The 21,270-nt window shown below is 59.8% G+C and carries 22 protein-coding genes; 9 read left to right on the plus strand and 13 right to left on the minus strand.

The features are described 5' to 3' along the window. Positions 1-45 precede the first annotated feature (45 nt). Positions 46-918, plus strand: coding sequence for a LysR family transcriptional regulator (locus AC13QE_RS03665; protein ID WP_132718009.1), 873 nt, complete (start codon positions 46-48; stop codon positions 916-918). Here the strand turns inward: AC13QE_RS03665 and AC13QE_RS03670 are convergent. From AC13QE_RS03670 to AC13QE_RS03695, 6 genes are all read right to left on the minus strand, one after another. Beyond that, a complete protein-coding gene (locus AC13QE_RS03670) occupies positions 915-2,645 on the minus strand; it encodes a M14 family metallopeptidase (RefSeq protein ID WP_488482619.1) in 1,731 nt (576 codons plus the stop codon). The genes AC13QE_RS03665 and AC13QE_RS03670 overlap by 4 nt on opposite strands. A gap of 6 nt (positions 2,646-2,651) precedes the next feature. Continuing rightward, the gene (locus AC13QE_RS03675) at positions 2,652-3,500 is read right to left on the minus strand and encodes an ABC transporter permease (protein WP_132718011.1); all 849 of its coding nucleotides are present in this window, start codon (positions 3,498-3,500) and stop codon (positions 2,652-2,654) included. 5 nt (positions 3,501-3,505) lie between these two features. Further along, on the minus strand, positions 3,506-4,429 hold the full coding sequence (locus AC13QE_RS03680; protein ID WP_488482620.1) for an ABC transporter permease: 924 nt from the start codon (positions 4,427-4,429) through the stop codon (positions 3,506-3,508). A 63-nt stretch (positions 4,430-4,492) separates the two neighbouring features. Next, the gene (locus AC13QE_RS03685; RefSeq protein ID WP_488482621.1) at positions 4,493-6,028 is read right to left on the minus strand and encodes an ABC transporter substrate-binding protein; all 1,536 of its coding nucleotides are present in this window, start codon (positions 6,026-6,028) and stop codon (positions 4,493-4,495) included. 44 nt (positions 6,029-6,072) lie between these two features. Beyond that, a complete protein-coding gene (locus AC13QE_RS03690; RefSeq protein WP_488482622.1) occupies positions 6,073-7,899 on the minus strand; it encodes an ABC transporter ATP-binding protein in 1,827 nt (608 codons plus the stop codon). Continuing rightward, a complete protein-coding gene (locus AC13QE_RS03695; RefSeq protein ID WP_488482623.1) occupies positions 7,896-8,027 on the minus strand; it encodes a hypothetical protein in 132 nt (43 codons plus the stop codon). The genes AC13QE_RS03690 and AC13QE_RS03695 overlap by 4 nt, the downstream gene beginning before the upstream one ends. A 314-nt stretch (positions 8,028-8,341) precedes the next feature. On the opposite strand from AC13QE_RS03695, the gene AC13QE_RS03700 reads away from it, so the two are divergent. The 4 genes from AC13QE_RS03700 to AC13QE_RS03715 all read left to right on the plus strand — a co-directional run bounded on the left by AC13QE_RS03700 (position 8,342) and on the right by AC13QE_RS03715 (position 12,429). Then, positions 8,342-9,034 (plus strand): GntR family transcriptional regulator, encoded by a 693-nt coding sequence (locus AC13QE_RS03700; protein WP_488482624.1) that lies wholly within the window; start codon positions 8,342-8,344, stop codon positions 9,032-9,034. Positions 9,035-9,191: 157 nt separating this feature from the next. Continuing rightward, on the plus strand, positions 9,192-10,394 hold the full coding sequence (locus AC13QE_RS03705) for an MFS transporter (RefSeq protein WP_488482625.1): 1,203 nt from the start codon (positions 9,192-9,194) through the stop codon (positions 10,392-10,394). Between the two features lie 89 nt (positions 10,395-10,483). Next, the gene (locus AC13QE_RS03710; protein ID WP_488482626.1) at positions 10,484-11,161 is read left to right on the plus strand and encodes a FadR/GntR family transcriptional regulator; all 678 of its coding nucleotides are present in this window, start codon (positions 10,484-10,486) and stop codon (positions 11,159-11,161) included. Then, positions 11,158-12,429, plus strand: a complete 1,272-nt coding sequence (locus AC13QE_RS03715) for a CynX/NimT family MFS transporter (RefSeq protein ID WP_488482627.1) — start codon at positions 11,158-11,160, stop codon at positions 12,427-12,429. Before AC13QE_RS03710 ends, AC13QE_RS03715 begins: the two co-directional genes overlap by 4 nt. A gap of 51 nt (positions 12,430-12,480) precedes the next feature. Here the strand turns inward: AC13QE_RS03715 and AC13QE_RS03720 are convergent, their stop codons facing one another. Together AC13QE_RS03720 and AC13QE_RS03725 are read right to left on the minus strand one after the other, a co-directional pair. Continuing rightward, entirely contained in the window at positions 12,481-12,954 is a 474-nt protein-coding gene (locus AC13QE_RS03720; protein WP_132718018.1) for a Ros/MucR family transcriptional regulator, read from the minus strand. Between the two features lie 247 nt (positions 12,955-13,201). Beyond that, positions 13,202-13,621 carry an NUDIX hydrolase gene (locus AC13QE_RS03725; protein WP_488482628.1) on the minus strand — a complete coding sequence of 140 codons (420 nt, stop codon included), beginning with the start codon at positions 13,619-13,621 and terminating at the stop codon, positions 13,202-13,204. 240 nt (positions 13,622-13,861) lie between these two features. Here AC13QE_RS03725 and AC13QE_RS03730 point away from each other — a divergent pair, with 240 nt between their 5' ends. The 4 genes from AC13QE_RS03730 (at position 13,862) to hpaR (ending at position 16,150) form a co-directional block, all read left to right on the plus strand. Further along, a complete protein-coding gene (locus AC13QE_RS03730) occupies positions 13,862-14,188 on the plus strand; it encodes a PadR family transcriptional regulator (RefSeq protein WP_112337348.1) in 327 nt (108 codons plus the stop codon). Further along, positions 14,185-14,757 carry a DUF1700 domain-containing protein gene (locus tag AC13QE_RS03735; RefSeq protein WP_488482629.1) on the plus strand — a complete coding sequence of 191 codons (573 nt, stop codon included), beginning with the start codon at positions 14,185-14,187 and terminating at the stop codon, positions 14,755-14,757. The genes AC13QE_RS03730 and AC13QE_RS03735 overlap by 4 nt, the downstream gene beginning before the upstream one ends. Before the next feature lie 31 nt (positions 14,758-14,788). Further along, entirely contained in the window at positions 14,789-15,496 is a 708-nt protein-coding gene (locus AC13QE_RS03740) for a GIN domain-containing protein (protein WP_488482630.1), read from the plus strand. A gap of 132 nt (positions 15,497-15,628) precedes the next feature. Beyond that, entirely contained in the window at positions 15,629-16,150 is a 522-nt protein-coding gene (gene hpaR / locus AC13QE_RS03745; protein WP_488482631.1) for a homoprotocatechuate degradation operon regulator HpaR, read from the plus strand. A gap of 70 nt (positions 16,151-16,220) precedes the next feature. On the opposite strand, the gene hpaI is transcribed toward hpaR, so the two are convergent. The 5 genes from hpaI to hpaD all read right to left on the minus strand — a co-directional run bounded on the left by hpaI (position 16,221) and on the right by hpaD (position 21,240). Beyond that, complete coding sequence (hpaI, locus tag AC13QE_RS03750) at positions 16,221-17,027, minus strand: 4-hydroxy-2-oxoheptanedioate aldolase (protein WP_488482632.1); 807 nt, start codon at positions 17,025-17,027, stop codon at positions 16,221-16,223. An 11-nt stretch (positions 17,028-17,038) separates the two neighbouring features. After that, positions 17,039-17,842, minus strand: coding sequence for a 2-oxo-hept-4-ene-1,7-dioate hydratase (hpaH, locus tag AC13QE_RS03755; protein ID WP_488482633.1), 804 nt, complete (start codon positions 17,840-17,842; stop codon positions 17,039-17,041). Next, complete coding sequence (locus AC13QE_RS03760; protein ID WP_488482634.1) at positions 17,842-18,714, minus strand: fumarylacetoacetate hydrolase family protein; 873 nt, start codon at positions 18,712-18,714, stop codon at positions 17,842-17,844. Before AC13QE_RS03760 ends, hpaH begins: the two co-directional genes overlap by 1 nt. 23 nt (positions 18,715-18,737) lie before the next feature. After that, the gene (gene gabD / locus AC13QE_RS03765; RefSeq protein WP_488482635.1) at positions 18,738-20,192 is read right to left on the minus strand and encodes an NADP-dependent succinate-semialdehyde dehydrogenase; all 1,455 of its coding nucleotides are present in this window, start codon (positions 20,190-20,192) and stop codon (positions 18,738-18,740) included. Between the two features lie 67 nt (positions 20,193-20,259). Continuing rightward, positions 20,260-21,240, minus strand: coding sequence for a 3,4-dihydroxyphenylacetate 2,3-dioxygenase (gene hpaD, locus AC13QE_RS03770; RefSeq protein ID WP_132718027.1), 981 nt, complete (start codon positions 21,238-21,240; stop codon positions 20,260-20,262). Positions 21,241-21,270 lie beyond the last annotated feature (30 nt).

Here is a 21,270-nt window from a genome sequence, read left to right on the forward strand (position 1 = left end):
TGAATTATTATGAGAGCAGTTATCTCTATTGGAGATAAGACGAAGATGGACGTATCCGATCTTAGGGTATTCGAAGCGGTATCGCGGCATGGCAGCATGAACCGGGCGGCGCAGGAGCTGCACACTGTTCAATCGAATGTGACGGCGCGGATCCGGGCACTGGAAGAAGAGCTGGGCGTCAGCCTGTTCCAGCGGCATGCAAGAGGCGTGTCGACCACGCCGGCAGGACAACGAATTCTGCCATTTGTCGGTCGCATCACCAGGCTTCTGGCCGATGCCCGCACCGCCGCCAAGGATGATGGCGAGCCGGGCGGGACGCTTTCACTCGGCAGCCTGGAAACAACCACGGCGTTGCGATTGTCACCGCTTTTGGGCCAATTTGCCAAGACCTATCCGCAGGTGCGTCTTGTCGTGACAACAGGCACGACCCGCCGGCTGATCGACGATGTCGTTTCATGCCGGGTCGAGGGGGCCTTCGTGGCGGGTCCCGTCAACCACCCCGATCTCGATCACGAGGTGATCTTTCAGGAAGAGCTTGTTCTCGTTACGACGCCTGCCATTCGTGGAGTGGAAGATCTGGCCGGCATTGTCGATCTGAAGACTATCGTCTTCCAGATCGGATGTTCTTATCGGCAGCGGCTGGAGTCGCTTCTTGCCGATATGGGTATCGTCACGTCGAAGCCGCTGGAATTCGGTTCTCTCGACACGATCATAAGCTGCGTAGCGGCCGGCGTCGGCATCACTCTTCTGCCGAGAGGCGTCGTCGCTGCCGCTGTCCGGGAGGGCAGGGTTGCAATCCACGAGCTCTCGCCGGAACGGTCGCTGGTGGATACGCTCTTCATACGCCGATCGGACGCCTATACGACGAGCGCCATGACCGCGCTTCTCGATATGCTCGGTTTGACGCGTACGGCCTAGCTCGAAGCCATGATTTCCTGCCAGGCGCTATAGGCGGAAAGCACTGTTTCCATCTGCGCGGTATGGCCGGCGATGAATGCGTCGCCATAAATGGTCTCGTCCGGATATTCGGTGATCAAGGTCATAGGCACCGTATGGCGATCATCGATATTGGCGAGGCAGGGGAAGCCGTTGATGATGCTGAAGCCTGTTTCGCCGGCATGGATTTCGTAGAGTGCGATCTGACGGTCGTTGTAATCCAGTAGACCCGGTATGGCGCCGAGGTGCCGGGTGACCTTGTCGAGAAGCCGCTCCGCCTGAGCGGCCCAGCCGGAATGATAGCGAGCAATCAGGAAAAAGCCCTTGGGCAGTGTCCACATGGCGAAATTGCGCGGGACATAGCCGGAGAGCGGGCGCGTCCACTCATGCGCGGGATAGCCATGTAGGTTGATGTGCAGCCGTGCGCCGCTCAGCTTTTCCGCCTGGAAGCGGATTTTCTTTTCAAAGAGATATGAGCCTGCAGTCTCTTCGGTCCGATATTCGAGATCGTCGCCGAGCGCGGTGTAGCGGGCGGCATGATACATGTGCCGCGGGCTGTCGTTGCGCAGGCGCTGATGAAGGGCGTAACCGTCGGGATTTTCGAGGGGCGAAATAGTGAAATGCGCGCCTTCGAGCTTGGCAAGCCGACGCGCGGCACGCAGAGCTCCCGCGCCGCCGGTCGTCTCGTTGGCGTGCTGTCCGCCGCTGATCATCACGGCTGCATCGCGGCCCTTGATATAGCGGGCTCTGACGGTGCGGCCGGAGCGAGTAAGGGCCTCAAATGCTTCGCCGCCAATCTTGTCAAGCTCGGCCTCGATCTGCTGCACGGCCAGAGGTTCTGTTGCTGTCTCGATCTGCTGTTCGGCTCCATCCCAATAGCGAGACGTCAGCGGCTGCGTTTCCACTCGGACGAAAATATCGCCGGAGGAGGGCAGAATCTGCGGAACGATCTGCCCCGGCTTCAAGCCGCGGTCGCCGAGCGGGCGGCCTGACTTTTTCTGGAAGAATTCGAGCAAGGAAAAATAGAAATCCTCATGCAGCGCCTCGCGAAGGCTCATGACTTCGTCGCCGATAGGCAAGGCCTCATCCAACGCCGGCAGGGCAACGCGAATGTTCAGTTCCTCGAAATAGGGTTCGCTTGCGCCCCAGTCGAAGTGCGTGACCGCATTGATGCTCTCTTCGAACAGCTGTTCATAGTCCGTGGCGAGCCGTTCGCCCGTCGCATTGCCGTTCCTCATGAGCCAACCGGTCGGGGAAACGCTCGTTTCGCCGGCGGCATCAATATGGACGCGATTGGGCGCCAACACCTGCAATCGGCGTCCCTGGCCGGTATTGCCTTTCAGCAGAACGTCATAATGAAAGTCGCTGTCGGCTCTTGCGACAAAGGTGATCTCGCGATTTCCCACCATTGCAGCGAGCGGATATGCTTCAAGGCGAAAGCGGTTTTCCGGTGCGTTGGGATGAACCGGATAGCGGATTTCGATCGCATTCACATCCTGCAGGTCGATTTCCTCGATGAAGGCATTGACCAGCGGCTTGTAGGCGCTGCGAATACGGGCCTTTATGCCCTTTTCCGCGAGCATGCGTTCGGTCTGCTGGCGGCTTTCTCGGTCATCGAAGGTCCATGCCTCGAAATTCTGGCCGGCATTGGCATTCACGACGAGCTGTGAAAGCGTCCGTTCGAAGCTTCTTTCGAAAATCAGAGTCATGATGTCTTACCTTGTCGTTCTGCCGGTCGGATCGAGGCTGTCGCGCAGCCAATCGCCGAGGAGATTGAGACCGAGCACCGTCAAAAGGATTGCAAGGCCAGGGAAGAGGCTCACCCACCACGCCGTCTGCAGATAGGTGCGGCCATCGGCCAGCATGCCGCCCCAGCTCGGAATTGTCGGGTCGACACCCATGCCAAGGAAGGTGAGGCTGCTTTCCAGAAGGATGTTGTTGGCAATGTTCAGCGTCATCAGCACGATCACCGGGCCGATGAGGTTCGGCAGCAGATGCTGGAAGATAATGCGCCAGTCTTTGACGCCGATCGCGCGTGCCGAGAGAATGAATTCCCGCTCGCGCAGGCTCAGCACGGAACCGCGCACGAGGCGTGCATATTGCACCCATTGCGAGACGATCAAGAGGATGATCGTATTGGTGAGACTGCCGCCGACGATGGCGATGAAGGTAATTGCCAGCAGAATGAAGGGCATGGCGAGCTGAATATCGGCAAAGCGCATAAGCAGCATGTCCCAGATGCCGCGATAGTAACCCGCGGCAAGGCCGACCAGCACGCCGAGCACCACGCCGCCGATCACGGAGGTGAGGCCGACCGTCAGCGATATCTTGCCACCTGCGACGACGCGGGCCAGCACATCGCGCCCGAGCGGGTCTGTGCCGAAGGGATGGGCGAGGCTGGCGAAGGGTTTTGCAAGCCTTGCCATCAGATCGATTTTTTCGGCGCCGCCCGGAAAGAGCACATCGGAGAGAAGCACGGCGAGGCAGATGATGACGGTGATCAGGGCTCCAGCGATGAATTCGAAGCTGTAGAAACGCGAACGGCGTGAAATCGTGGCGGCCATCAGCATTACTCCGTGCGAATGCGGGGATCGACGAGGCCATAGGCGATATCGACGAGGAGGTTGACGCCGACGATGAATAGCGCCAGCACGGTGATCACGCCCTGCAAGACCGGGTAGTCGCGGGCGCCGACGGCGTCGAATGCGAGGGTGCCGAGGCCGGGCCAGTTGAAGACACGCTCGATGACGACGATGCCGCCGAGCAGGCCTCCGAACTGGATGCCGAAATAGGTGATGAGCGGTATCGCGCAATTGCGCAGTGCGTGCTTGTAGAGCACCTTGCTCTCGCTGAGGCCCTTCGCCCGCGCGACCATGATATATTGCGATTGCAGCGTCTCCAGCATGGCGGTGCGCACCAGGCGAACATTCGTCGCCGTCAGGATGACGCCCATCGTCACTGCCGGCATGACGTAGCTCGAAATCCCGACCATGCCGCTCGGCGGCAGCCAGCCGAGCGTGATGGAAAACAACAGCACCATCATCAGTGCCAGCCAGAAATTTGGGAAGGAAAGGCCGAGCAGCGAGAGAACGCGGATGACCTGGTCTGCCGTCTTTCCACGCGCCGTCGCCGCCTTGATACCGAGCGGGATGGAGAGCGCAATCGAGACCACCATGGAAATGAAAGCAAGCAGCAGCGTGGCGGGCAAGGCATTGGCGATCAGTTGCGAGACTGGCGTACCGCCAGTGAAGCTGCGGCCGAAATTGAGCGTCAGCAGTCCCTTCAGGAAGCTGAAATACTGCACGAGGAAGGGCTGATCCGTGCCGAGGGCTGTGCGGATACGCGCAAGATCGTCTTCCGTCATGCTGCCGCCGCCCTGAAACATCATCACGGCAGGGTCGCCGGTGAGGCGGATGGCAAATGAGACGAGAAGAGTGATGGCGATCACGACGAAAATCGCCTGCAGCAATCGCTTGATGAGAAAACCGGCCACGTTCTTACCCCGGGAGCTTTCGGACGACGCCGCCGACCGAGCCGGCGGCGTCCTGCTGGATGATTAGTCGACGGTGACTTCGTTCAGCTTGATGCGGGTATCGGGTGCAGGCACGAAGCCCTTGACCCGCTTGCTGACGCCGTAGATCGCGTTGCTGTTGTAGAGGGGCAGTTCGAGCGCCTTGTCGGCGACATACTTGCCGATGTCCTTCAGCACCTTTTCGCGCTCGGCGCGATCGGTGAGCGGGCGCTGCGATTCCAACAGCTTGTCCAGCGTCGCATCCTTTTCGTAGGGATTCCACTTTTCGCCGGAGTGGTACATCGAATAGGCGGTGTTGTCGTAGTCGAAGGTCCAGCCGCCCCATTTCTGCTGGAACATCGCGCCGGTCTTGCCCTGCGGGATGATGTCGTTCAGCAGAACGTTGGTTTCATACGGCTTGATGGTGGCGGTGAGGCCGACCATCTGCAGATAGCTTGCGACGACCTGCGCCACCTCGTTCATCGTCGCATCATTGCCACGAATGTCGATCTGCAATGCCGCGCCCGGCTTCACGCCGGCCTCGGCAAGCAGCTTCTTGGCGCCTGCCGGATCATAGGGAAGTGGCTTCAGATCGGCATCGTAGCCGAAGGACAGAGAATTCTGGAAGCTGACGATTTCGGTTCCCTGTCCAGCGAGGATCGACTTGACGATCGTGTCGCGGTCGACGGCCATGATGATCGCCTTGCGCACGCGCGGATCGGCGGTGATGCCGTCGCGGGTGTTGAAGCGCAGCGCATCGACCGTCGGACCGGGAACGCTGGCGACTTCCAGCTTGGAATCGCCCTGGATGACCGGCAGCATACCGATCGGTATGGTCGGGGGGATGACGAGATCGACGCGGCCTGCCTGAAGCTCGGCAACGGCCGTCGCCGGCTCGCTGATGAAGCGGTATTCAAGCTCGGAGAGTTTCGGTGCGCCGCCCCAGTAATCCGGATTGGCCTCGAGCTTGATGTTCACCTTCGGCGTATAAGAAACGAACTTGAAGGCGCCGGTGCCGACCGGGTTGAGATTGAAATAATCCTCGCCCTTTTCCTTGATGTATTTCGGCGGAACGATCATCGCGCCATAGCCGGCAAGCTTCGTCAGGAGCACGGGGTCAGGCGTCTTCAACTTCATGTCGACCGTGTAGTCGTCGATGATATCGACGCTTTCGATCGCGGTGTAGTTCGAGCGCTGCGGTCCCTTGGCGCCCTGCTCGCCGAGCAGGCGATCGAAGGTGAACTTCACTGCTTCGGCATTGAAGGGCTCACCGTCATGGAACTTCACGTTGTGACGCAGCTTGAAGCGGATGCGCTTGCCCTGGTCCAGTTCTTCCCAGGATTCGGCAAGGCCCGGCACCAGCTTGAGATCGGGGCCGCGATAGGTGAGGCCGTCGAAGATGTTGGTCGAAACGGCGGCCCATGCCACCAGGAAGGTGTCGATCGGGTCCCAGCTGCCGGGATCCTGCGACGACGACACGGTCAGCTTGCCGGCCGCGAAAGCGGGAGCGGCGGTGACCGCGACGCTCGACATGACGAGTGCGGTCAGAGCGGTCTTCAATCCCCATTTCATTCTTTTCATTGAACCTGTTTCCTCTTCAGATCGATGCGATGGTTGGTGGTCGTTCAGGCGCTCTTGGCGATGAAGTGGCCTGCGGTGATTTCCTCGTGAGCCAGGATCGGCGGCTCGTCGCCGACGCGGCGAACGGGATTGGGGATCTCGCCCTCGATGAGCGCGGTTCGGCGCTGCTGCGTCGGATCGGCGATTGGCACGGCCGAGATCAGGCGCTGCGTATAGGCGTGCATCGGTGTTTCGAAGACCTGGCGCCGGCTGCCGATCTCCATGATCTGGCCGAGATAAAGGACGGCGACGCGGTGGCTGATCTTCTCCACGACAGCCATGTCATGGCTGATGAACAGATAGGCGAGCCCCCGTTCGGCCTGGAGATCCATCAAGAGATTGATGATCTGGGCCTGGATCGAAACATCGAGAGCGGAAAGCGCCTCATCGGCAATGATGAGTTTCGGATCGGAGGCAAGGGCGCGGGCGATGCAGACGCGCTGGCGTTGGCCGCCGGAGAACTCGTGCGGATAGCGACCGGCATGGACAGACGTCAGCCCGACGCGTTCCAGTAGCTCGTCCACCCGGCGGCGAACCTCTTTCGATCCGGAAATGATGCCGTGGGTATTGATCGGTTCCGCAATCGAGAATCCCACAGTCTTGCGAGGGTCGAGCGAGGCGAAGGGATCCTGGAAGATATACTGCACGTCGCGGCGCAGGCGGAACCTCTCCAGCGCCGACATGCCGGCAAAGCTCTTGCCATTGAAGGTGATTTCGCCCGAGCGTGCCTTCTGCAACTGCTGGATCGTGCGTCCGATCGTCGACTTGCCGGAGCCGGATTCGCCGACGAGGGCCAGCGTCTCGCCGGGATGTATGTCGAAAGCGACCTTCTGGACGGCACTGCAGCGATGCGTGACCTGGCCGAATATGTTCTTCTTGATATCGAAGCGCACAAAGAGATCGCGCACCGACAGGAGCGGTTGCTGGTCGTAGCGGGCGGTATTCTGCACCCGCTCCTCGCCGACGACTTTCGGCGTGCCGCCGTCCAGCACGGTCAAAGGCATGCGTTTCGGAAAATCTTCACCGGTCATGCTGCCAAGTTTGGGAACTGCGGCGAGGAGCGCCTTCGTATAAGGGTGCCTAGGATTGGCGAATATCTCGCGAACCGGACCCTCTTCGACCTTCTTGCCCTTCCACATGACCACGACATCATCTGCCATTTCGGCAACCACGCCCATGTCGTGGGTGATGAAGATCATACCCATGCCGAGATCCTTCTGCAGGTCCCGCATGATGTTGAGAATCTGCGCCTGGATCGTCACATCAAGCGCCGTCGTCGGCTCATCGGCAATCAAGAGCTTCGGGCGGCAGGCAAGCGCCATGGCGATCATCACGCGCTGGCGCATGCCGCCGGAAAGCTGATGCGGATAGCGGTTCAAAAGGGCCGCCGCATCCGGTAGGCGTACCATCTCCAGAAGGCGACGGGCTTCCGCCATGGCGGCGGATTTGCCGAGTTTCTCATGCAGGAGAAGGACCTCGCAGATCTGGTCGCCGATGGTGAAGACGGGATTGAGCGAGGTCATCGGCTCCTGGAAGATCATGGCGATCTCCTTGCCGCGAGCTGCGCGCATGTCCTTCTGCGAGAGCTTCAGCAGGTCCTTGCCGTTAAAAAGGATGCTACCGGTCTCGAAGCGCGCGCCCATCATGTCGGCAAGGCGCATGACCGAAAGCGAGGTCACCGATTTGCCGGAGCCGGATTCGCCGACGACTGCGAGCGTTCTGCCTGGCTCGACCGAAAAGGAAAGCCCTTCGACCACGCGGTTTTCGCCGAACCGCACAGTCAGATCCGTTACGGACAGAAGCGGTTTGTTGTCGCCAGCGGCCTTGGTCATGCGCTTACCTCGGTATTGGGCAGGTCGTCGTTCATGGCATCCGGGATGATAGCCGTGTTGTTCCTTGCATCGATGATGCAGGCGCACTCGCTGGGATCGCCACCAAGTTCGGACCGCAGCATGCTCATGCCGGCACCTGTTGCATCCTGACAAAATCAGGCGATGTTTTTCTACAAGACGGGCGTCTCATGAACATCTGTATCTGCGTTCCCATTATATTTGTTAGGGCGTGAGATAGCATCAAACGACAATCTGGTCTATATTGTTCAACAATTTTCGTGTTGCCAATCAAAAATGGGGACAAATCTGCGCAAAATCTTCCACCGGATCTGGCCGTCGACAGGCCGCCAGCCCCAGGCAAGCGGAATACCCGCTCGCTTTCCAGCCGGCGCCTGATATTGCGGGCGTTCGAGACGATTGAATGCAGATGCCGGGAGAGCGAATGAAGCAGACAAATCTTGCCAGCATCGAGCCGGCGACCGTCGCGGAGACGGGGCAGACGGTTGCAGAACTGACCGCCGCCCGCATCCGAGAGCGCGTGATCAGCGGCACGCTCTCGCCCGGCAGCCATTTATCGGAGGCGGCTCTTTGCGAGGAGTTGCAGGTCTCGCGCAATACGCTGCGCGAAGTCTTCCGGCTGCTGACGAAAGAGGGCGTACTACGTCATGAAGCCAATCGCGGCGTTTTCGTCTCCACGCCGAGCATTTCGACGATCATGGACATCTTCCAGATTCGTCGCCTGATCGAGTGTTCGGCACTCGCCAACGCACATCACCGCCACCCAAGCGTCGACAAGATGCGGGCTGCCATCGATGCCGCCGTCCAGCATCGTGAGCGTGGCGAATGGCTGGAGGTCGGCAGCGCCGATATCGCGTTTCATGCGGCGATCGTCGAGCTTTCCGATAGTCCCAGGCTTTCGGCCTTCTATGCGCAGATCTCGCTGGAGCTGCGCCTCGTCTTTGGGCTAATCCGCGATCCCGAATATCTGCACGCTCCCTATGTCGGCCAGAACGCGACCATTCTTGCGCATCTGGAGGAGGGGGCGCCGGCGAGCGCCGCCGACGCACTGGAAAAATACCTGTTCCAGGCCGAACGCTTCATTCTGGCTGCCTATTCGCGAGCGATGCCTGGCTGAACACCCAGTTTCTGCCATTGATATGATGAATGATGTGGACAATCGACGTCCGACGGAGGCAAGCGCAATGCAACCATTTGCGTCTCGATCAGCTTTGACGGAAGGATATCCCGCGCCTCGGATGAAGGCGTGATTTGCAACATCCTCGATCCCGCCAATGACCCGCCTTCTTCCCGACGTTTTCCGCGACCCGACCATACGGGTGAGCATGCTTGCGATCTTTGCCTTTGGTTTTGCCGGAGCTGCGACGTCGCCCTATCAATCGGTCGTCGGCATCCGCGAGCTCGGCCTCAGCAACGGGCTCTATTCGACGCTGATCTTCTGCGCGGCGGCGGTGAATGTCGTCGTCAGTATTCTACTTGGAAATCTGGCGGACAGGCTCGGCCAATATAGAGTGATGATGCTGACGGTCGCCACTTTCGGCGTGCTGGGCTATGGCGCCGTCTATATCGTGCCGGCACAGGCGACTTTCATGCTCAGCGCCTTGTTCATCCTGCCGGTCTATGGCTCGCTCAACTCGCTGCTCTTTGCCAATGTCCGCGTTGCGACGAGGGGAATGGAGCGCAACGATATCGCCACGGTCAATTCCGGCGTGCGGGCGATGATCTCCCTTTCCTGGGTGCTGGTGCCTGGGATAACCGGAGCGCTGCTTGCAAACTCGGCGACCATGCTGCCGGCCTATCTGTTCGCAGGTCTCGCCTGCGTCGCCTGTTTCGGATTGATCGCGATTTTCCTGCCGCGCCAGGATGGCATAGACAAGGCGGCTGCCCATCACCTTTCCTATCTTGCGGCGCTGGGTGAGGTCATTTCGCCACCGGTCTTCCTGCGCCTGATCGCCGTCGCGCTGATCAGCAGCACGCTGCATGTCAACGGCGCCATCCTGCCGCTCATCGTCACTGGTGCGGCACACGGAACCGTGACTGATATCGGCATTTTGGTTGGGATCGTTGCCCTTCTCGAAATCATCTTCATCGTCGTTTGGGGACGTGCGCAGCGGATTATGAGCCACGTCGTGGCGCTGGCGATCGGTACGGTGATCTATATCGTCTATCTGGTCCTGCTCGGATTGGCGTCTGCGCCCTGGCATGTCTATGCGCTGACCCTCATCAGCGGGGTCGGGGCGGCTGCCCTGATCAGTATTCCGATCACCTACCTGCAGGATCTGATTGCCGAGCGCCCGGGTTTGGGCAGCGCCCTGATCTCGGTCAATATCTTTCTGAGCGCAGGTCTCAGCGCCCTTCTTTTCGCGATCGGCACGGCCGTCAGCAATTATTCCGGAACGGCGCTTATCGGGGCCGCTGCCGGTTTGCTGGGGCTCGGCTTGCTGCTCTTCTTCGAAAGGGTGAGACGGCATAGCTAGGCGGTCGTTCGTCTGGTGAAAATCATTGACGAGGCATCGAGTATTGCCTAAGTGATAAAGTCATCCGATGACTTGATGAAAGTTCAGCCATGCGCGCTCTGACAAAAACGACGCTTGCGGATACAGCCGTTGAAGCAATCCGCAGCGAAATCACCGCCCGACGTTGGCTGGTGGGGGAAAAGCTGCCGAACGAAGCCTCTCTCTCATCCATACTGTCGGTCAGCCGCGGCACGATCCGCGAGGCCGTGAGGGTGCTCGTCTCCCAGGGCTATCTCGAAACCAGGCAGGGATCCGGGACCTATGTTCGGTCGAACAAGGATGTCAGTCTCCCCCTGGATATGGCGCGCCGCGCTGGATTGAGGGATCAGTTCGAGGCCCGGCTTGCGCTGGAGGTCGAGGCCGCACGGCTTGCCGCGCTGCGCCACTCACCGGACGTCGTTTCACAGTTGCGCGCCTTGCTGGTTGCCCGCGGCAATTATACGGGCGGCGATAAGGCTGCATTCGTCGAGCGCGATCTTGCCTTTCACAGGGCGGTCGTCGCAGCTTCGCAGAACAGGGCCATGATCGAAATCTACGAGTTCTTCTCTTTCTCGATCGCCGAAACCATTGAGGCGACGCTCGGTGAGGATATTCCCGAGCCTGATATGCAGGCGCATATCGCCATCGTCGATGCCATCGAAAGCGGCAGTCCCGAAGCGGCCGACGGAGCCGTGCGCCACTTCATGGCCCCCATCGTCGCTACTCTCGATCGGTTGCTTATGTCATGACCATGCCCTCGCAAAATCCCGCCTCGGTCGAATTGATCGATGCCGAGGCCGATGAAATTCCGGCACCGTTGCCGCATGGGGGCAAATCGCCGATCGGCAGGTTTCTGCTGGGTGCGAGCCTTGTTCTCATCGCTTTTAATCTGAGGCCGGTCTTTTCCAGCGCATCGACGCTCTTGCCGGAAATACGGGCCGGACTTGGTCTCTCCGCCTTCGGCACCAGCATTCTCACGACCTTGCCCGTCATCTGCATGGGACTGTTTTCACCACTTGCACCAAGGCTCGCACAACGCATGGGCACCGAGCGTGTTCTGCTCGGCGTCGTTTTCCTTCTTGCGCTCGGTACGGCGCTGCGGGGCGTTTCCTCGATAACGCTGCTGTTCTTGGGAACGGGCTTGGCCGGTGCCTGCATTGCGATCGGCAATGTGCTGCTGCCGGGCGTGGTCAAGCGGGATTTCCCCGACAGGGCGGCGCTCATGACGGGTTGCTATACGATGGCGCTATGCGCGGGAGCTGCGAGTGCGGCCGGGTTCACGCTTCCCGTCGAGCATGCTCTCGGCGGTTCGCTGGGCGGCGCGCTCGCCATCTGGGCCGTGCCTGCCTTCGCAGTCGGACTTCTCTGGTTGCCGCAGGTGATCAGAGCGCACAGCCAGGCGCGGCGTACCGGCTTTCGTGTCTCGGGCTTATGGAGTGACCGCATCGCCTGGCAGGTGACGCTTTTCATGGGGCTGCAATCGGCGCTCGCCTACTGCGTCTTCGGCTGGCTCGTGCCCATTCTGCGCGAGCGTGGTCTCGACGGCGTGACGGCTGGCGTCATCGTGTCGGTCTCGGTCATGGTGCAGGCCGCCGCCTGCCTGGTGGCCCCACATATCGCCGTTAAGGGTAAGGATCAGCGCGCCATCAATGTCAGCCTGTGCGCGATCGCCGTCATCGCCTTGCTGGGCCTGCTTTTCGCTCCGCTTTGGACGGTCTGGTTCTGGGCCGTGCTTCAGGGCATCGGTCAGGGTGGATTGATCGCGGTGGCGCTGACGGTCATTGTGTTGCGTTCGCCTGATGCACATGTGGCGGCGCATCTCTCCGGCATGGCGCAATTCGTCGGTTATTTGCTCGCTGCAATTGGCCCGCTCGTCGTCGGCATGATTCATGGCTGGACGGGAAGCTTTGCCTGGTGCGCAGTGTTGTTCGTGCTGCTCGGTCTCGGGGCTGCGATCAACGGCTGGTTTGCCGGCCGCGCGATCACCGTCAATGCGAGGACAATCGAAACCCCATGATGGAATGAGTGCTGGTCGTTTGCAGAGCGATGGGTGAGGAAGCGACTGGGGTTATCCGATCTTGCGTTGCCGGCGGGGCGGCTCAACCACCGGAGGAATCTCGGTCGTGCCCTTGGCGTGGCCAAGGAGAGCCTTCTTGGCCAGCGTAGATCTCGCGGCGGCATAGGAAGCACACACCATTGGATAGTCCGCAGGCAAGCCCCATTTCCTTCTGTATTCTTCGGGCGTGAGACCATACTTGCTGTTCAAGTGCCGTTTTAGGGATTTGTATTTCCCACCGTCTTCCAGGCACACAAGATAATGATCCGTGATGGATTTCTTGATCGGGACTGCTGGCTTCTGAGATCTTTCCGTCGGCGCTGCCGACGGCACAAGTTGCTGAGAGCCTACAAGTGCGGAATAGGTTTCCGCAATGAGCCTCGACAAATCTTTCATCGCGAGCGTATTGTTAAGGACGTAGGCGGAGACGATCTTGCCCGTCAGCTCAAGAAACCTTTCGCCAGCGACAGTATTTCCTGTTTTCATTTCCCGCCTCCCACGATTATTTAATTATTTATGCAATATGGTTTCGGCTTTCAATAGAAGATTGAGCGATTTTGGAGATTATTTTCATAGGTTATTGCTATAGTAAATATGAGGGGTTTAGGATCTACAAATTGTTATTTGCTCTGCATGCGCGTTTTCGAAATCACGATCTCTGCCGCTTGGCCGAAAATCGATAGATTTCCACGAGGTAAGCCATATCGTGCTTTAGCTCTGCCGGAGTCGAATGTTAGTTGCCGGCGGATAGACTATATTGTCGGTGAAATGGCAGGACATGATATTCGGTAAGCGGCGCCATGACGATATCAGGCGGATTTTGTGGTGAAATCCAGCGAATCTCCTCGATCTCGGCCGTTGCCATGATCCCGGCATCGTCCACGTGCAGCTCGAATATATCTGCGATGACGATATGCTCCGGCTCGTTGGCGGCCGGCGCCTGGAAGCGGCCGAGGAAAGTCAAATCGCTTGTGTTTACGGTGAGGCCCAGCTCTTCCAAGAGTTCTCTGACAAGGGCTGCCTCTGCCGTTTCCTGCGACTCGATCTTGCCTCCCGGTTGCATGAAGGCAATCGTGCCGCGCTTGCGTACGAGCAGCGTCTTTCCATCCAGGCGAAGCATCAGGGCCGCTGCTATGCGTATCGTTTTTGCCATGTCGTGATCTGAGCGGATTCGCAAACGGATTTCAATAACCACGATGTCCGCGCATGGTGCCATGCGACATGCCTCGCTCCCGGGAATGTTCATCGTTACGGCGCATCAGATGCTGCCGAAAAAATGTGGTGAGTGCGGCATTGAGATTCTTGTGGAATGCAGTGCGAGGGAAGCCGACGCACGAGCTATCTTGTATAAACAGATAGCTTGTTATATCCTCCCCTTGAAGCTGAGGCGTTCATGACTGACTCGATCCAAGTTCAATTGCGGAAGGGCGTGCTCGATCTTTGCGTCCTGGCCGTACTCTCCCGGGGTGAAAGCTACGGCTATGAAATTGCGAGCACACTTGTGGCGGCGGTCGGCATGGGTGAAGGAACGATCTATCCGCTGATGCGCAGAATGCAGAATGACGGCTTGGTCGCGACCCGCATCGTCGAGTCGAGCAACGGGCCGCCGCGTAAATATTATCGGCTCACGCCGTTGGGGCGTTCGATTTTCGAAGCGCATCGCCGCGATTGGCGCACGTTAGCAGGCTCCGTCGACAAGCTACTTGAGGATTTGCCATGAGCAGGGAAGCCTTTTTGCGCACGCTGAGATTGGGGCTTGCAGGCCTGCCTCCGCACGAGATCGATGATATCGTGGCCGACTATTCTGCCCATTTCTCCGAATCCGAGGCGTCAGGCCGAAGCGAGGAGGAGGTTTGCGCCGCTCTCGGCGACCCCGCCAGGATCGCAAGGGAATTGCGTGCAGATGTCGGGCTGCGTCGTTTCGAGGCGCAGTGGAGCGTACCGAACCTCTTGGCCGCCATGATGGCGCTGGCGGGTCTTGCCGTCGTCGATATCTTCTTCCTGCTACCTTTGCTGTTTGCGGCGATGTTCGTGACGTTCGGCCTTGCGATCGCTTTGGTAGCCGTTGGCGCCGTCGGTCTGAAGATTGTCGTGACGACCGTGCTGTTTCACGTCGGCTTGCCCTCCGTCGGCATGCTGGCTCGTCTGCTTGTTGGCGCCGGGCTGGTGAGTTGCTTCGTGGGCGGCGGGGCCTTGCTGCTGATGGGGTTGAGTTTGGGCATCCGCATGCTCGGGCAATATGCCCGCCTGCATTTCCGCTTGGCGCAGGTAGACGAAAGCCGCGCTTGAACGCTGGCCGCATCGTTGGAGGAAATGAACAATGAACGGGAAATTGGCGACTATCGCGACGACCGGACTGATTTGTGCATTCGTTTTTCTGGCCCTCGGCATCGGGCTTTCCGGGCCGGATTGGGCAAACGCAGGGCATTGGTGGGGTGGTACGCAATCCAGTTGCGGATCTGCGGCATCCGGCGGACAGCAGGTTATCCTGCCCTTCAGCTCCAATGGCAGCCTGACGATCGATATCCCGGCCTCTGTTCACTATCAGCCGGGCGGAAAGGCGGAGGCCGTCGTGAGCGGTGATCCAGCGCAGCTCAATCATGTGCGACTGGAGGGCGGAAGGCTGAGCATGGATTGCAATCCGGGTTGGTCCAACTCCAAATTCGACGTCAGCCTGTCAGGACCGCTCGTCACTGATTGGAGAGTACGGGGCAGCGGCGATCTCGCTCTGTCGCAGCTCGATCAATCAGACCTGCGCCTGAGGATATCCGGAAGCGGTAGCGTCACGGCCACGGGAAGCGCACGCTCGGTCGATCTCGATGTATCCGGTTCGGGCACTGCGCGTCTAAAGGACCTGACCGCTCAATCCGCGAAGATCAGAATTCAAGGCAGTGGCGACGCGGAAGTCGCCGCTGCCGCGGATGCCGATGTTTCGATCAGCGGAAGCGGCAATATCGAACTCTACGGGCATCCGGTGCTGCGGCGTTCCGAGATCAGAGGCAGCGGCCGCCTGGTAGAGGTGCCATAATCCATGGCGAGAAAGCGCGCCGCGCGGCGGCGATCTTTGCCATCGGCTTTGATCGATATCATGCGATCGCCTTGCTTTGAATGATTCTCATGTTAATCAGTGAGGGCCATAATCGAAGCGAATATGCAAAAGATGCAAAACAGAACAGACAGTGATGTGAGGCCGCGCGCTGAGCCGGAAACCGCGGCCACGCACCCCAAACGGCCACTGCGGGACCGTCGCCGTTCCCTAGCGATCGGACTTCTGCGCGCCCGCGAAGCGGTCATGAGCCATTTCAGGCCGATCCTGGTGGCGCATGATGTGACCGAGCAGCAATGGCGTGTCATTCGCGTTCTCTACGAAGGCGGAAAGCTCGATGCGACGGAACTCGCAGACAAGGCATCCATTCTTGCCCCGAGCCTGACGCGCATGATCCGTTCGCTCGAAGAGCGCGGCTTTATCACCAAGCATAAAGATGATGCCGATGGCCGCAGGGTATTGTTGCAGATCACAGCGGCCGGGGAGGCGGTTGTCGAGGATGTTATGCCGGAAAGCCTGAAGGTCTATGCAGATATCGATGCTCGGTTCGGCGTGGAGCGCGTCGAGAAGCTTCTCGATATGCTGGATGAATTGGCGGCATTGAAATTGGAGAATGGCTCGATCGGCGAGGAATGAGGGGCCGCTTCGGTTTTATTGATCCGCAAAATACGCAATAGGCGAACGACGACCGCCGTGGCCCCTGCTATTAATAGACCTTGACGTCCTCAGGCGGCTTGGCTGCATCCGCCTTCTTGAAATCGTCAAGAAGCTTGATGGTAGCATTGGCAAGCAGCGTGACGTCGTTGCCTATCGCGACGAAGGTGGCGCCAAGCTCCAGATAGCGTTTTGCCAGCGAGAGATCGCCGATCAAGATGCCCGCCGCCTTGCCATGCAACTGGATTTTTGCGAGCGCCTTTTCGACTTCTGTCTGCACTTCAGGGGCACCCGGCTTGCCGAGGTAGCCCATGTCTGCGGCAAGATCGGATGGTCCGATAAATACACCGTCAACGCCTTCGGTCGAGGCAATGTCGTCAAGCGCCGCAAGCCCCGCGCGGCTTTCCACCTGCAGTAGCAGGCAGATCTCGTCATTGGCCGTCGCAAGGTAGTCTGGAATGCGGTTGAAGGCGGAGGCGCGGGCGAGGGCTGCGCCGACGCCGCGTACGCCATGAGGTGGGTATCGCACCGCCTTGACCATGGTCTCGGCCATCTCCTTGCTGTCGACCATCGGGATGAGCAGGGTCTGCGCGCCGATGTCGAGCATCTGCTTGATGATCCAGGTCTCGCCGATCGGCGGGCGGATCACCGCATGGCTAGCCGCGCCCTTCATCGCCTGCAGCTGCGAGACGAGAAGCGGCACATCGTTCGGCGCATGCTCGGCATCGAGTAGCAGCCAGTCGTAGCCGGCGCCCGCGCAGATTTCGACCGTGTAGGCATTGGCGAGCGCCTGCCAGAGGCCGATCTGCGCCCGCCCTTCCTTGAGGGCCTGTTTAAAAAGGTTCTTGGGCGCAGGCATGTCTTACTCCTTCATGCGAAAAACAGGCTGACCGATCCGTAGGGGCCGAAATCGGCGTTGATCGTATCGCCATGCCGCGCCTCGATCGGGCGGATGAACGAACCGGCAAGCACGATCTGGCCGACTTCGATGCCGTCGCCATATTGCGACAGTCGATTGGCGAGCCAGGCGATGCCGCGTGCCGGCTGGTTAAGCACGCCCGCGCCAAGCCCGGTTTCTTCGACCTCGGCATTGCGGCTGACGATCGCGCCCATCCAGCGCATGTCGATCTCACCGGGCCGCACGGCGCGGCCGCCGGTGACGATGCCGGCATTGGCGGCATTGTCGGAGATGGTGTCGACGATGGTGCGCACCTTCTTCGTATCGGGATCGACTCGGAGGATGCGCGTGTCGAGGATCTCGAGGGCTGGCGTCACGTAGTCGGTGGCATTCAGCACGTCGAAGATCGAAACGTTCGGCCCCTTGAGCGGAGCCTTCATCACAAAGGCAATCTCGGCCTCGATGCGCGGCTGGATGAAACGGTCGGCCGGCACCGTCGCGCCGTCTTCGAAGACCATATCGTCGAAGAGCACGCCGGAATCGGGAATGTTGATGTTGAGGGCATATTGCATCGCCTTCGACGTGAGCCCGATCTTCCAGCCGATAGGCTTGCGGCCGCTCGCGATCTTCTTCTTCACCCAGGCGCTCTGGACGGCATAGGAATCGTCCATCGTCATTTGCGGATGCTTAAGCGAAAGAAGCCCTGTTTGAACGCGCGTCCGTTCGGCCTGATCGAGGCTTTCGGCCGCAGCCTGGATTTCATCTTGCGACAGCATCAGCGCACCTCATCGGCGATCGTGTTTTTCAGGATGCCGAGGCCATCGGCTTCGACTTCGACGACATCGCCGGGCTTCAGCCAGATCGGCGGGTCGAAGCGGGCGCCGGCGCCGGTCGGCGTTCCCGTGACGATGACATCACCGGGGACGAGCGTTGTGAAAGTGGAGATGTAGTTGATGATCTTGCGGAAGGAGAAGATCATCCGGCTGGTGTGGTCGCTCTGGCGCACTTCGCCGTTGACGCGCGTCGTGAGCGCAATGTCGTCGAGCTGCGCTGCATCGGTGAACGGGATTAGCCACGGGCCGATCGAGCCGGTATTGTCGAAGTTCTTGCCCTGGGTGACGTTGAATTTCGCATGGCGCACCCAATCGCGGATCGTGCCCTCGTTGCAGAGCGACAGGGCCGCGATATGGGAGAAGGCGTCGGCCTCCGCGATCCGGCGGCCACCCTTGCCGATGACGATGACGACCTCGCCTTCATAGTCGAGCTGCGGGCTTTCCGGCGGCCGGATCAAGGGCTGTTCGTGCCCGGTGAACGACCGCGGGAAGCGGATGAAGAGCGAGGGGTTGGAGGGGGCGGCCTGCCCATCCTTATATTCCTCATTGCGGTCGGGGAAATTGACCCCGACGCAAATGATCTTTTCCGGCGACGGAATGGGAATCTCGAAGCGGATGTCGTCAAGTGCGAAATCCGGCTTCAATGATTTGGCTTCTTCTGCGAGCTGAGCGAGGCGACCGGCCTCGATCACCTCACGCAGCGTTGGCCAAGTTGCGCCGTGGCGCGCGGAGAGGTCGACGACACCGTTGCCGACCGCAAGTCCATAGCCATGACGGCCGTTTCTCGAAAAGGACAGGAATCTGGGATGGGTCATGCTTTCATGGCCTTCTCTTGACCTCAGACGACGCCGCCGAGGCAGACATATTTGATTTCGGTGAACTCCTCGATACCGTAGCGTGAACCTTCGCGACCGAGGCCGGAAAGCTTGACGCCGCCGAAGGGCGCTTCGGCTGTCGAGATGAGGCCGGTATTGACGCCAACCATGCCGTATTCCAGGGCTTCGGCAACGCGGAAGACGCGGGCGAGATCCTTGGCATAGAAATAGGAGGCGAGGCCAAACTCGGTGTCGTTGGCCTGGGTGATGACGTCGGCCTCGTCCTTGAAGCGGAAGAGGGGCGCGACCGGTCCGAACGTCTCTTCCTTGGCGACGGCCATGGCAGGGGTCACGTCGGCCAGCACCGTCGCCTCATAGAAGCGTCCGCCGAGCTGATGGCGATGCCCGCCGGCGACGACTCGGCCGCCCTTGGAAAGCGCATCGGCAACATGCTCCTCGACCTTGGCCAGGGCAGCCTCATCGATCAGCGGGCCGAGATTGATGCCTTCGTCGAAGCCGTTGCCTGTTTTCAGCGAACCGACAGCCTTGGAGAGTTTCTCGGCAAAGGCATCATAGACGCCCTCCTGCGCGTAGAGCCTGTTCGCGCAGACGCAGGTCTGGCCATTGTTGCGGAACTTGGCGATCAGTGCGCCCTCGACGGCGGCATCGAGATCGGCATCGTCGAACACGATGAAGGGTGCGTTGCCCCCAAGCTCAAGACCGAGTTTCTTGATGGTCGGTGCACTCTGCTTATAGAGCTCGGCGCCTACTTCGGTCGAGCCGGTGAAGGTGAGCTTGCGCACGACCGGGCTTGCGGTCATCTCGCCGCCGATGGCACGAGCCGAACCGGTCAGGACGCTGAATAGGCCCTTCGGCAGGCCGGCGCGTTCGGCAAGGATCGCAATGGCAATCGCCGAAAACGGCGTCTGCGAGGCGGGCTTCAGCACCATGGCGCAGCCGGCGGCAAAAGCAGGACCGGCCTTGCGGGTGATCATCGCATTCGGGAAGTTCCAGGGCGTGATCGCCGCGACCACGCCAATCGGCTGCTTCATGACCAGAATGCGCTTGTCCTTCTGGTGGCCGGGAATGATGTCGCCATAGACGCGGCGGGCCTCTTCGGCAAACCATTCGATGAAGCTTGCGCCATAGGCGATCTCGCCTTTGGCTTCGGGCAGGGGCTTGCCCTGTTCCGCCGTCAGGATGCGCCCAAGATCGTCCTGGTTTTCCATCATCAGCTCGAACCAGCGCCTGAGGATGCCGGAGCGTTCCTTGGCGGTGCGGCCAGCCCATTCTTTCTGCGCGGCTTCGGCTGCGGCAATCGCCTTTTTGGTCTCGGCAGCGCCCAGATTGGGAACGAGGCCGATGATTTCGCCCGTCGCGGGATTGTCGACCTTGATCGCATTGGATGGATCGGCTTCGATCCACTCGCCGCCGACCAATGCGGCCTGCCGGAACAATGTTGCGTCTTTCAATTTCATGACTGCCTCCTCGCGCTTTCGAACGTTGATGAGGAGCGGGCGTTTTTCCCGCTCTCAAGGGTAACGCTTAAGGCGCGATAATCGGCTGTGCCTTCAAGTCGGGCTCGGCCACTTCCGCACCGGCAAACAGGCTACCATGTTCGAACCAGGATTTGGGAGCCGGTGCACCCCACAATGTCTGACGCTGCGGATCCTTGAGATCCCACTTGATCGGCTCCAGATCGGGATCGACGGTCTGGTAATCCGAGCAATAGATCTCGATGCGATGGCCGTCCGGATCGAGGATATAGAGGAAGAAGGCGTTGGAGATGCCGTGGCGTCCCGGACCCCGCTCGATATTGGCGACCCAGCCGGTGGTCGCCATCAGGTCGAGGAGGTCGATGATGTTGAGGGGCGTCGGCACCCAGAAGGCGGTGTGGTGCAGGCGCGGGCCGCGGCCGTTGGTGAAGGCGATGTCGTGGACGCCGCCCTTGCGGTGCGTCCACGCGGCCCAGAGACGGCCGGTCTCTTCATCCGCCGTATATTCGGTCACGCGGAAGCCGAGTTCGTTATAGAAGGCGACGCTTTCATCGACATTGGTCGAGAAGCAGTTGAAGTGGTCGATGCGCAGCGGTTTTACACCTTTGTAAAGCGCATATTTCTGATGGATCGGCGGCAGGCGGTCCATCTTCGAATAGAATTCAAGCGGGATGCCCTGCGGGTCGCGGGTGCGGAACGTCCGCGCTTGGTAGGGGCGCTCGATCCATTCGACCGGAAGGTCCTTGCCCTTGAAGAAATGCGCCGCCTTATCGAGGTCTTCGTCGCTGAAGACCTTGAAGCCGAGATCGCGGGCTTCGGCCTTGTCGGACTTCTTGAGCACGATGCAGTGGTGACCGCGCTCCTCCATCGCTCGCAGATAAATTGTATCCGCGGTCTCATCCGTCACCTGCAGGCCGAGCGTGTCGGCATAGAAGGCGCGGGACTTGGCAAGATCGGTGACGCCGAATTCGATATGGCTGAGGCGCACGATGTTGAAGGGCGGATAGAGATTGGGTTTCGGCAGGGGCATTTGTTCCTCCTCTTATGCGTACTTATAGAT

It is taken from the genome of Martinezella sp. CNPSo 3957 (genome assembly GCF_057784395.1).